Raw genomic sequence first — 12260 nt, forward strand, 5'->3', positions numbered from 1 at the left:
TGATTAAACATAAGGAGTGAATGTTAATGAACAGCTTCCGCACTAGGCTGACGCTCATCATGATTGCGATGATCGCATTATCGGTCAGTGCAGCAGGATTATTTATGGTCAAAACGTTCAAGGAAAACCATATCAACGCGCTTGAAGACAATATGGTTCGTGAGATGCAGATCATCTCGGCAAAAATGAATTGGAAATCAGGTGAAATTTCCTCCTTATATGACTATTATACAGATGAGGCAAAGGAGCTCCAGCGTTATGCGGGTGCTCGAGTAACCTTTATTCGCAATGATGGTGTGGTGTTAGGTGATTCAAATGGAGATCCTCGGGATATGGACAATCATCTAAACCGTACCGAAGTTAAGGAAGCATTGGCTACAGGAACAGGAAGATCGATTCGGGCTAGTGAAACGGTTAGACAAAATATGATGTATGTCGCTATACCTGTAACGGTGGTGCCGGGTCAAGCGCCTGATGTGATTCGCCTTGCGATGAGTTTGAAGGAAGTTGATGAAAGCATACGTCAATTGACGATGATGCTGTTCTTAGGCTTGCTTGTACTTTTCCTTATTGCAGCTTTTATTAGCTACCGCCTTGCACTTGGTCTGACAAGGCCGCTGGAGCAAATTACGAAGGTTGCTAAACGCATCAAAAATATGGATTATTTGGCAAGAGTAAAAGTGATGAAGCAAGATGAAATTGGTGAGCTTGGAAATGCTATTAATGCGATGGCAGRCAGCTTGCAAGTTCAAATGACGCGTATCCAGCAAAATGAGAATCAGCTTGAGAGTGTTCTTGATAATATGATTAACGGAATCGTCATGATCGACCTGAATGGAAAAATCGTCTTGATGAACAGACGTGCAGAGGAAGTGCTCGGCTTCTCCGCTCGTGAGCTCGTTGGCCGTCATTATGCGGAAGCGAAGCAGCAATACGAGCTGTCGCAAATGATTCAAGAGGGTCTTAAAAGCAAACAGCATCTGCGTGAGGAAATTACGTTTTATTTTCCAGAGGAGAGGCTGCTGGAGCTTAATCTCGTGCCGATTCATCCGGAGGGGAATGATTTCTCTGGAGTACTGCTTGTATTGCAGGACGTTTCCGCTATTCGCAGACTGGAGAGGATGCGCAGTGAATTTGTCGCAAACGTCTCCCATGAGCTGAAGACGCCGATTACCGCAGTAAAGGGTTTTGCTGAGACGCTGCTTGGCGGCGCGGTTAACGATGAGGAAACAGCACGTTCTTTCTTGCAAATTATATTTGATGAGTCAGATCGGCTTAACCGATTGATCGGAGATATATTGGAGCTGTCCAAAATCGAGTCACGGCGAGTGCCGCTTGTGTTCTCGCCTGTAGAAGTGGATACGTTCGTTCACAAATCGATTAAGCTGATGGAATCAGAAGCGGTTCGCAAAAGAATTGAGCTCAGCATGAACATCGAGCCGGGTCTTTATGTTGAAGCCGATGAGGATCGTTTGCGTCAAATCATTATGAATTTGTTATCAAACGGGATTAACTATACGCCTGAAGGGGGCAGAGTATCCTTAAAGGTTGAAGGTTTGGGCGATGATCATATTCGCATTCAAATTAGCGATTCCGGCATCGGTATTCCGAAAAAGGATTTGCCGCGTATATTTGAACGGTTTTATCGCGTTGACAAAGCACGTTCGCGCAGCTCAGGCGGTACGGGGCTTGGATTATCGATCGTTAAGCATCTCGTTGAGCTGCATAAAGGTACCATTACAGTAACAAGTGACGTTGGTGTAGGATCTACATTCACGATCGAGCTGCCTGTACTGCAATAGAAAAAAAGATTTACCTATTCTTCATGAATCCGTGATAAACTAAAGCTAAACGTTCTAAATATGCGGATGCGGCGTCTTTGGCGCCGCCATTCGCCAGGTTGGAGGTAACATGTCGCATAAAGTGCTCGTCATTGAAGATGAACCGACATTAGCAAGGCTTCTGTCGTACAATTTGACCCAAGAGGGCTATGAAACGACCGTTATCGATCATGGCGGGGAAGGCTTGCAGACGGCTTTGCAGCGTAATTTCGATTTGGTCATCTTAGATATCATGCTTCCTGGCATGAACGGCTTTGAAATATTAAACCGTCTTCGTCAAAATGGCGTAAGAACACCGGTCATTATTTTAACAGCTCGCAATGCGGAAGAAGAGGTTGTGCAAGGACTGAAGCATGGTGCTGATGATTATATTACGAAGCCGTTTGGCGTGGCTGAACTTCTAGCACGCGTATCCGCGGTGCTTCGTCGGACACAGCTTGATGATAGCAAGCCGATCGAGTCTTCAGAGAAAGTCATCACAGCTGGTGATTTGTCCATCTATCCCGAGAAGTATGAGGTCATCTTAAACGGCGATACGATTCCGCTTAGACCGAAGGAGTTCGAGGTTCTGCTTTATTTAGTACAGCGTCCAGGCATGGTAATTACGCGGGATGATCTTATGAATGTCGTGTGGGGCTTCGATTATATCGGCGGCCAACGTACGGTTGATGTTCATGTGAGCTCATTGCGGAAGAAGCTGGAGCTTGGTCAGCAATCTGTACAAATCGAATCGATCCGTGGTGTAGGTTATAAACTCGTTATGCCAAAAAAGCTCGTTACCCCGAAATTATAGGGTGGACGAGCTTTTTCTAATATTTATACTTATCTTATATTTCTCCGTCAAAGTTGCTTCAGCATCCAAAGGACGCTGAAGGCATTTTTGGTTGATAAGCAGACTATTGCCGGTTAAGCACAAGCATCTTACGCTGGAATTGCTTAGGCGAGCAGTCGTTGTATTTTTTAAACATTTTATAAAAATGTGCCATATTCGGCATCCCGATTCGCTCGCCAACCTCCGAAATGCTCAAATCCTTCGTCAGCAATATTCGTTCTGCCCACTTCACCTTGCGATAATTCACATATTCCGTAAAGGAAAGCCCGATCGTTTTTTTGAAATATTTTACGAAGTAATAATAGCTCATATTGGCGATCTTGCAAACCTCTTCAACTTGGATACGATCCGTCAGATGATTTTCGATATAATCGAGCACCGGTTTCAGACGAATGCGCTCAAAGTTATCTTGCTCAATCAACACTTTGCGGCTGTCGTTGCGGAGCAAAAGCAGCAATATTTGCTTGACTAAAACGCTGACTGCCAGCTCGTAGCCAGTTTCCTTATGAGTCGTCTCGTGCAATAGCTGATGAATGTAGGAGACAGCTTGCTGCTTTGCCGTGTTGTTTTCTTGGAAAATATAATTCGCTTTACTGAGCGGTGTTTGGGTTTCTGAGAAGTACCGCATATAGGGAATCGTGCTTTGATCAAAAAACGGTTCCAGATCGAATTGAAGCACAATATAATCGAGCAAGTTATGGCTGCGATCGGAGTGCAGCTCCGAAGCTCCGATAAGCACGATGTCGCCAGAAGTCAGGTGAAAGCTTTCTTCATCGACGTAAACGTCCAGCTCACCCTCAAGAATGAGCAGCAGCTCAACCTGTTTATGATAATGCCAGTTTGTATAACCGTCCAGACTGCGAATGGGGCGAAAAACGCGCAGCGACAGCAATGGGTTTTCGTATGCGACTTTTTCATTTATTGCTTCCAAATCTAATGTTACCCCCTTGGCGCTGCATGACAATATCCTTATTGTATTGAATGCTTTCACCATTAGCAATAAGGGAGCGGTATAAATGATGCGCGATTGCTCATTTATCGTTAAAATAGATATAACTTAGCAAGTATACGGAGTAAGGGATTAACAGAGAGGGCTGGACGACATATGGAACGGGATTCGATAAGGGATTATGGTTTGGAAAATGTGCTGCTGCTCGACCGCATGAATGAGCTGGATGAATTAGATGTGTTATATCCCTTTGCGCTGGATGAGCTGCTTTGCAGAAAAACAGGGCAGGGAGGTCCAGCCATTTGCCATATTTGGCGTCACCCAAGAGCATTTGTTATGGGGCTGCGCGACAGCCGATTGCCAGGCGCTGCCGACGCTGAAAGGGCTCTTCAATCGGAAGGCTGGTCTACTGCTGTGCGCAATTCGGGAGGAGCTGCGGTACCGCTTGATTTGGGGGTCATTAATATATCGCTGATCATGCCGAAAAAAGCGTTGGACTCCTTTCATTTTCATGATGATTTTGAAAAAATGTATGGGTTGATTCGTCATGCATTACAGGAGACGGGCTGCCAAGTAGATAAAGGGGAAATCAAAGGTGCTTATTGTCCTGGCGAATTTGATTTGAGCATTGGCGGGTATAAATTTTGCGGCATCGCACAGCGTCGGCAGACGCATGCCTTTATTGTACAAGCCTTTATTGTAGCGGATGGATCTGGCCAGGAGCGGGCCAGCTTCGTTCGATCCTTCTATGATAAAGCTGCACAGGGGGAAAACGAAAACGATTATCCGCTTGTGGCTGCTGAAAGCACGGCTAGTTTGGAGCAATTGACACCGCTTGGCACAGGAGYCGGAGAAGCTTTTGTCAAAGCGGTCAAACAAGTCATAGCTTCGCAGCAGACGGAAGCGGGTATGAGAGAAGCAGAGTCGAAGCTTGTAATGCCGACAAAAGAACAAATCATGGAAATGGCCAAATTATTGCGTTCCAGGTATGCGATCCCAACTCAATAAATTACGCTAACGTTCCGTTTTACGGATGAGCTGATTGACGACCTCTGAGAAAATAAGACCAATTGCAATGGCTCCTGAGAGCATGAATGCTTTTACGGCTAGCTGCACGGCAATGTCATAATTGTCTTCCACGACGTTTCTCATAGCATCGTAGGCGAGTCCGCCGGGAACTAAAGGAATAATGCCGGATACGCTGAAGACGATGATGGGCGTTTTGTATAGCTTTGAGAATAGCTGGCTCACTACGGTTACGATAAAAGCAGCAATTAGCGTCGCAGGAATGGTATCCAGCGACAGCTCTGTGCAGGAAATATAAATGAACCAGCCTATCATGCCAACAACGCCGCAGTGCACAAGCGTTCGCTTCGGTACGTTGAAGATGAGGCCGAAGGCTGCTGAAGCTATAAAGCTAGTGACTAGCTGTTCTATTATCGACAACGTAATACACCTCCGAATTTGCGAAATATAAGAAAGTATATCATTTTCTATTACTTATCTTATATTTCACCGTCAAAGCTACTTCAGCGTCTAAAGTACGCCGAAGGCGTTTTTGCTTGATTAATAAAACGAGAGCACCGCGGCGATTCCCGCACCCACAGCGAATGCTGTGAGAAAAGCTTCTGCTCCCTTCGAAAGCCCTGATACAAGGTGGCCAGCCATCAGGTCTCTGACTGCTGCTGTAATATGCAAGCCGGGCACAAGAGGCATAACAGAACCGATAATAATTTTATCGAGGTCAAATCCATATCCTTTATGTACAAACAGCACGGACAAGGTGCCGATCAGCAAAGCCGTAATAAACTCGGAGAAAAATTTGATCGGCACGATTCGATGCAGTTTAACTGAAAAACCGAAGCTAATGCCGCTGATGAGCACAACAGGGATGAAGTCGCGCCAGCTGCCTTGGAACATGATAAGAAAACAGCCGCTCGCTATAGCAGCAGCTATGATTTTCATCCAAACCGGATAAACGAAAGCGTTAGAGTCTATTTCTTGTAAAAGTCGGTGTGCATCGCCAGCAGCCAGCGTGCCGGTGCTAATTTTTCTGGAAATATCGTTGACTAAGGATACCTTAAGCAAATTCGTCGAACGCTCGGAAATACGAATGAGCTTCGTCATCTGGGATGAACCGTCAATGGCAAATATAATACCGGTCGGCGTGACGAAGCTATGGGAGTTCTCTATGCCGTAAGCAGCTGCAATTCGGGACATCGTATCTTCGACACGATAGGTTTCGCCGCCGTTTTGCAAAATGATTTTGCCGGCCAATAAACAAATTTGTGTAATTTCGTGGCTATTGATGATGCTTTTATCCATTGCGGCCTGCCTCCCCATTCCGAGCGAAGTTGTTCTTTATCCTGTTCTTATTTGCTGCTTTTGGTTTGATGCTCGAATTCAGCGCGAATTCGTGCGAGCAGCGCAGGATCGGCAAATACGTCGTATGCGGTTGCAGCTAGCATTTTGGCACCAAATAACATGCCGTCCAGCGCATATTCGGTCATTGCCGCATCACGAAACGCCTCCGTATGAAGCAGCAAACGATCTTGTACCACCTTGACGTAAGGATGAATAGCTGGACAGCGAACGGAGACGTTGCCTAAATCAAGCGAGCCATGATCCTTGCCGATTTCCATATCCTCAGGGCGAATGCCTGCCTTGATCAGATTCGTATTGAACTGCTCGGACAATGCTTCATTAGTAAGCAGATCGTCATAAGAGTATTCGAAATGATTTGTTGTAACGGTGCAGCCCGTCTGCAATGCGGCCCCATCTGCACAGCGCAGCACTTTCGCAGTGAGCTCGTTTGTATAAGTGCGTGAAGCCGAGCGGACATAAAATTTGGCCGATGCATAATCAGGAATAATGTTCGGCGCCTTGCCGCCGTTGTCAATAATACCATGAATGCGCGCATCGCTGCGTGTTTGTTGGCGCAGCGCATTAACACTATTGAATAGCTGAAGAACAGCATCCAGCGCATTAATTCCTTCATATGGACTTGCAGCTGCATGCGCGGCTAGACCATGAAATTCAAACTGCACGGCATCCAGCGCTAGTGATTCGCCTGAACGTTCAAACGTATAGTATGGATGCGCCATTAAAGCGAAGTCGCAGTCATCGAATAAACCTGCCTCTGCCATTGGTACTTTCGCTCCGCGTGTTTCCTCAGCTGGCGTACCATAGATGCGAATTTTTCCGCCAATGCCGCTGTTTATCAAAGCCGCTTTAAGTCCGACAGCTGCTGCCATGCTCATAGAGCAGATGAGATGATGTCCACAAGCATGTCCGATTTCTGGCAGAGCATCATACTCGCATAAGAAGCCAACTGTCGGGCCAGGGCTTCCTGTATCATAAACACCAATAAAAGATGTTTCAATGCCTAAAATACCACGTTCAACCTCAAACCCGTATTTTGCAAGCTCCGTACAGAGCAGCTCAGAAGCAAAAAACTCCTCATGTCCAAGCTCTGGCCGGCTGCCCACCGATCGTGATACCGTGCGAAAAGCGTCCGCATATAGATCAATTTCATTAAATATAAGTTTTTTATTAGTCATGATGATATGAACCTCCTGAATTGAAGTGAAACCTATGAACTCGGCTCTATGTTCGGAATAGGTCGGCTGCCARCAGCGGAAAGTCTGCTGTTAGCACGTATGTGTTCTTACAACCTCCAAAGTAACCTAAATATGTGCCTGTAAGAACCTATAGGTTCTTATGGAGCCCGTCAGGCGTGCTGCCAGCAGCGGAAAGTCTGCTGTTAGCACGTATGTGTTCTTACAACCTCCAAAGTAACCTAGCTATGTGCCTGTAAGAACCTATAGGTTCTTAYGGAGCCCGTCAGGWGTGCTGCCAGCAGCGGAAAGTCTGCTGTTAGCACGTATGTGTTCTTACAGCCTCCGAAGTAACCTAGCTGAGCGTCTGTAAGAACCTATAGGTTCTTATGGAGCCCGTCAGGTCGGCTGCCAACAGCGGAAAGTCTGCTGTTAGCACGTATGTGTTCTTACAACCTCCAAAGTAACCTAGCTATGTGCCTGTAAGAACCTATAGGTTCTTATGGAGCCCGTCAGGCGTGCTGCCAACAGCGGAAAGTCTGCTGTTAGCACGTATGTGTTCTTACAGCCTCCGAAGTAACCTAGCTGTGTGCCTGTAAGAACCTATAGGTTCTTATGGAGCCCGTCAGGCGTGCTGCCAGCAACGAAAAGTCTGCTGTTAGCACGTATGTGTTCTTACAGCCTCCGAGGTAACCTAGCTATGTCCCTGTTAGAACCTTTAGGTTCTTATGGAGCCCGTCAAGCGTGCTGCCAACAGCGGAAAGTCTGCTGTTAGCACGTATGTGTTCTTACAGCCTCCAAAGTAACCTAGCTATGTGCCTGTAAGAACCTATAGGTTCTTATGGAGCCCGTCAGGCGTGCTGCCAACARCGRAAAGTCTGCTGTTAGCACGTATGTGTTCTTACAGCCTCCGAAGTAACCTAGCTGAGCGTCTGTAAGAACCTATAGGCTCTTATGGAGCCCGTCAGGCGTGCTGCCAGCAATCAAAGGATCATCGCTGCAAGCACCTATGTGTTCTTACGGAGCCAACTCCGATCCACACAACTGCCCCTACATCAGCGCATGCCGTGAATTTTTTTAAACTGCTCCGGGCTTAACCCTTCAAGCCGCCTAAAGACGGAGCTGAAGTAGCTGGGGGAGTCGAAGCCGACGCGCTGGGAGATTTCGTGCATCTTGATCTCGCTTTCGCGGAACATAAGCTCCTTGCTCCGATTGACACGCTCTCGGTTTACGTATGCCATTGGTCGCATTTTCAATGCTTTCTTAAAAAGCAAGCATAGGTACTGCGGCGTTACATCGATACAGCCTGCTAAATCCTTTATCGTAATAAGCTTGCTGTAATTAGCTTCAATATAATGAAGAACAGGCTGCAGCTTCAAGTAGTTTTGTTCTACCGAGTGTGAGCTTACAAGAATAACCTTCATTAAATCAAGTAAAAACATGTAAACCAGCTTAGAGCACTCGAGACCGAGAAAGGATCGGCCGGATTGCGTCATTGCGTAAATGTTTTTCATGTGGGTAACAATCATATCATGATCAGCAGTCGAATAGACACCGGATTGTGTAATTCCAGCCTGCCTGAACAGCTTGTCGGACAAATCGCCTCTAAAGCTCATCCAAATGATTTCCCAAGGCGCTTGTATTGAAAAATATTGATGCTGCTCGTTCGGAAACAGGCAGAACCCTTGCCCAGCTCGAACGGTCATTTGTTGATCGCCAACATGGAGCTCGCCCGAGCCGCTAATGACTTGCAGCCATTGAAAATGAGGATAGCCGTTTGGACGGTCAATCGGCTCTTGATCGCTCCAATGCCCGATACTCGTGAGATAAACCGGGAGTGTCTTGTCTGTCTCTGTCAAAATCGGAAAAACCATCGTGTCGATACGGTGTCCTCCTGTTTCATATTTTTATAATAATGCGAAAATACTGTTATATAGTTGGTTCGATGAACAAGATATAATATGAATATCATTATAGTATAACCAATAATAGCTGCAAGCAAGACGAAAATGGAGGCAGATGAGATGAGTATGAAATTTCCCCCGATAAGTGCAAAAATTCCGCAAATGCTGCATGGTGCAGATTATAATCCAGATCAATGGCAGAAGTATCCTGAGGTGCTGGAGGAAGACATCCGCCTCATGAAGCTTGCACATTGCAACGTGATGTCTGTAGGCATTTTTGCATGGATGGCGATCGAGCCGGAGGAAGGCGTATTTACATTTGAATGGCTGGACACGTTGCTTGATAAATTTGCTGCTAACGGCATCTATGCCTTGCTTGCTACACCAAGCGGAGCACGCCCGGTTTGGATGTCTCAAAAATATCCGGAAGTGCTGCGCGTTGCACCTAACGGAATTCGTAATTTGCATGGTGCGCGTCACAACCACTGCTTCAGCTCACCTGTATATCGCGAGAAGGTAACGATCATGAACTCGAAGCTGGCAGAACGTTATTCGGATCATCCTGCGGTCATCGGCTGGCATATATCAAATGAATATGGTGGCGAATGTCACTGCTCGTATTGTGAAGACGCTTTCCGCGACTGGTTGAAAWATAAATACGGTACACTAGAAGCACTTAACGATGCTTGGTGGACGACGTTCTGGAGCCATACGTATACCGATTGGAGCCAAGTCGAGTCGCCAACCGAGCGTGGCGAGAAAGCGGTTCACGGCCAGAATGTTGACTGGAGAAGATTCGTTACGGATCAAACGGTTGATTTCTGCCACAACGAAATAGCTCCGCTGCGCGCCGCTAACAGTGAGCTTCCGATTACGACGAACTTTATGCTTGATTTTGAGCCGCTTAACTATTGGAAGTTTACAGAGCTGCTCGATATGATATCGTGGGATGCTTATCCAACTTGGCATGACAATGGCGGAGATGACAGCGAGCAAGCGGCGTGGATTGGCTTCAACCATGATGTGTTTCGTTCGCTTGGCGGCGGAAAGCCGTTCATGCTGATGGAAAGCACGCCGAGCATGACGAACTGGCAGCCGATCAGCAAAGTGAAGCGTCCAGGCATGCACATGCTGTCATCGCTTCAAGCGGTTGCACATGGCTCAGATACTGTTCAGTATTTCCAGTGGCGCAAGAGTAGAGGCTCAAGCGAGAAGCTGCATGGTGCAGTAGTGGATCATGTCGGCCATGAGCATACTCGCGTTTTCCGCGATGTGGCTGAGCTTGGCGAAGCTTTGGAGAAGTTGACCGAAGTAGTAGGTACAACTGTGAAGCCTGAGGTAGCGCTTATCTATGATTGGGAAAATCGCTGGGCAGTAAAGGATTCGCAAGGCCCGCGCAATAGCGGTCTTCATTATGAAGAAACGGCTAAACGCCATTATCGTCCGTTCTGGGATCTGGGTGTGCCAGTGGATATTATTGATTCGGAATGCAGCTTTGATTCGTACAAGCTCCTTATTGCTCCTATGTTATATATGGTGCGTCCGGGTGTAGGCGAGCGCATTGAACGTTTTGTTGAAAATGGCGGTACTTTCATCGCTACTTATTGGACAGGTATCGTCGATGAGAACGACCTATGCTTCCTAACAGGTTTCCCAGGACCGCTGCGCAAGACGCTTGGGATCTGGTCCGAGGAGATCGATTCGCTGCATGATCATGATTCCAATCAGGTCGTGCTGAAGGACGGAAATAAGCTTGGACTGAGCGGCCAATATACAGCACGCGAGCTGTGTGATCTTATCCATCTTGAAGGTGCGGAGGCACTTGCTGTTTACGGTGAGGATTTTTATGCGGGTCGCCCTGCCTTAACGGTAAATCATTTGGGTGCAGGCAAAGCCTACTATGTTGCATCGCGCAACGAAGCATCTTTTACAAACGATTTTCTGACTCGAATTATAGAGCAAGAGGGGATCAAGCGAGTTCTTGATTCCGAGCTGCCGCATGGCGTAACTGCACAATTAAGAACAGATGGCGTGAACGACTACGTCTTTGTATCCAATTTCAGTGCAAATGAATCTTCGGTTGCTTTAGATGCTCAGCAGTATACAGATTTGTTGACRGGTGCGGCTCTAAACAACAGTGTTGAATTGAAGCCTTACGGCTGCCGGATCTTGAAACGAGCTTCGAAATAATACTAGCCTCATAGAAAAGCTGTGTGAAGCGTACAGGAAACTGTRTGTGGATCACAGCTTTTTTGTTGTTTAGTCATAAAGACTCTCTTATCGGAAAATTCAATAGGCATGTTTTTACGGAAATTAAAAAATATATTGTCGAATTTAACATTCCGATAACATTTCTACCTAATTCAATTGATGCTTACGACCTATAGTGAGTGCATAAGGAAAAAGAAGGAAGGGTGAGGGTGAAGTGACAGCGACTGTTCTAGATAAAGAAAAACAATCAGCTATCGAGAAAAATGAGCGTACTGCTCCAAACACACCACTTAACGGAAACGTACAACAATTAATTGAGGTAAAAGGAACCGATGAAAGTACTGTTAAGCAAGCGGAGCAGCGTGCTGATGAAAGAACAATGCATCCGGTAAAAGCAGAAGCAACGCGCCTGCATCATTTTTTGCGTCAGGCTCCAACAATAGACGCAGAGCATACATGCCGGCAGACGATCGCTGTGTTTAAGAAGCATCCGGAAAGTGAGTGCATTATCGTAACTGGGGAGCAAGGGGCTCCTATCGGTCTGATGATGCGCAATCGGTTCTTCCTGAAGCTGGGCCATCGCTTTAGCGCAGATTTGTATGATGACAAACCAATTACAAAGCTTATGGATGCGAGTCCGCTCGTAGTCGATTATGATTATGCACCGCAGCAGCTCATTGACAGCGCATTAAGCCGCCACGAGAGTGTGCTTTACGATTGTGTCATCGTTACGTTAAAAAATAAGCTTGCAGGTATATTGACTGTGTCGGACATGCTCAAGATTTCCCGGCTGCTGCAGCAGGAAGCCGTTGATGCGCAAATGAGTACGATTCGCTCAGCAGAGCAGCGGGTGAGAGAGATCGAACAAGCCGTCAGCAGCGTTAGCAAGTCATCTGAACATGGAGAGTCAATGTATGTAGAGATGGTCGATTTGACCTTAACCGGCAAAAACGAGCTGGATAAAGT

At 46.6% G+C, this 12260-nt stretch carries 10 protein-coding genes; 5 read left to right on the forward strand and 5 right to left on the reverse strand.

The features are described 5' to 3' along the window. The first annotated feature begins 26 nt into the window (after positions 1 to 26). Together pnpS and AC1DSE_RS06765 are read left to right on the forward strand one after the other, a co-directional pair. Entirely contained in the window at positions 27 to 1802 is a 1776-nt protein-coding gene (gene pnpS, locus AC1DSE_RS06760) for a two-component system histidine kinase PnpS (RefSeq protein ID WP_477527517.1), read from the forward strand. Between the two features lie 109 nt (positions 1803 to 1911). Further along, positions 1912 to 2634 carry a response regulator transcription factor gene (locus AC1DSE_RS06765; protein ID WP_076270199.1) on the forward strand — a complete coding sequence of 241 codons (723 nt, stop codon included), beginning with the start codon at positions 1912 to 1914 and terminating at the stop codon, positions 2632 to 2634. Between the two features lie 103 nt (positions 2635 to 2737). Here AC1DSE_RS06765 and AC1DSE_RS06770 read toward each other — a convergent pair whose 3' ends face one another. Beyond that, entirely contained in the window at positions 2738 to 3604 is an 867-nt protein-coding gene (locus AC1DSE_RS06770; RefSeq protein ID WP_339204013.1) for an AraC family transcriptional regulator, read from the reverse strand. A 174-nt stretch (positions 3605 to 3778) separates the two neighbouring features. Here AC1DSE_RS06770 and AC1DSE_RS06775 point away from each other — a divergent pair, with 174 nt between their 5' ends. Continuing rightward, positions 3779 to 4630: a lipoate--protein ligase family protein gene (locus AC1DSE_RS06775; RefSeq protein ID WP_477527518.1), complete on the forward strand. Its 852-nt coding sequence runs from the start codon at positions 3779 to 3781 to the stop codon at positions 4628 to 4630. Positions 4631 to 4636: 6 nt separating this feature from the next. Here AC1DSE_RS06775 and AC1DSE_RS06780 read toward each other — a convergent pair whose 3' ends face one another. From AC1DSE_RS06780 to AC1DSE_RS06795, 4 genes are all read right to left on the reverse strand, one after another. Further along, positions 4637 to 5068 carry a threonine/serine exporter family protein gene (locus tag AC1DSE_RS06780; protein WP_477510637.1) on the reverse strand — a complete coding sequence of 144 codons (432 nt, stop codon included), beginning with the start codon at positions 5066 to 5068 and terminating at the stop codon, positions 4637 to 4639. Between the two features lie 120 nt (positions 5069 to 5188). After that, positions 5189 to 5947, reverse strand: a complete 759-nt coding sequence (locus AC1DSE_RS06785; protein WP_441885909.1) for a threonine/serine exporter family protein — start codon at positions 5945 to 5947, stop codon at positions 5189 to 5191. A gap of 47 nt (positions 5948 to 5994) precedes the next feature. Continuing rightward, a complete protein-coding gene (locus tag AC1DSE_RS06790; RefSeq protein ID WP_477510638.1) occupies positions 5995 to 7182 on the reverse strand; it encodes a M20 family metallopeptidase in 1188 nt (395 codons plus the stop codon). 1052 nt (positions 7183 to 8234) lie between these two features. Continuing rightward, entirely contained in the window at positions 8235 to 9053 is an 819-nt protein-coding gene (locus tag AC1DSE_RS06795; RefSeq protein WP_076270194.1) for a helix-turn-helix transcriptional regulator, read from the reverse strand. 150 nt (positions 9054 to 9203) lie between these two features. Between AC1DSE_RS06795 and AC1DSE_RS06800 the strand changes: the two genes are divergently transcribed. Together AC1DSE_RS06800 and AC1DSE_RS06805 are read left to right on the forward strand one after the other, a co-directional pair. Next, the gene (locus AC1DSE_RS06800; protein WP_477527519.1) at positions 9204 to 11273 is read left to right on the forward strand and encodes a beta-galactosidase; all 2070 of its coding nucleotides are present in this window, start codon (positions 9204 to 9206) and stop codon (positions 11271 to 11273) included. A 235-nt stretch (positions 11274 to 11508) separates the two neighbouring features. Further along, positions 11509 to 12260, forward strand: a 752-nt coding sequence (locus tag AC1DSE_RS06805; protein ID WP_477527520.1) for a CBS domain-containing protein, incomplete at its 3' end; no start/stop codon positions are given.

The sequence above is a fragment of the Paenibacillus sp. 01L418 genome, assembly GCF_056400045.1.

What these genes read in the sequence shown, in the direction of transcription:
- AC1DSE_RS06790 (WP_477510638.1), bottom strand. Translation starts at nt 7,182, where the DNA reads ATGACTAATAAAAAACTTATATTTAATGAAATTGATCTATATGCGGAC.
- AC1DSE_RS06795 (WP_076270194.1), bottom strand. Translation starts at nt 9,053, where the DNA reads ATGGTTTTTCCGATTTTGACAGAGACAGACAAGACACTCCCGGTTTAT.
- AC1DSE_RS06785 (WP_441885909.1), bottom strand. Translation starts at nt 5,947, where the DNA reads ATGGATAAAAGCATCATCAATAGCCACGAAATTACACAAATTTGTTTA.
- AC1DSE_RS06765 (WP_076270199.1), top strand. Translation starts at nt 1,912, where the DNA reads ATGTCGCATAAAGTGCTCGTCATTGAAGATGAACCGACATTAGCAAGG.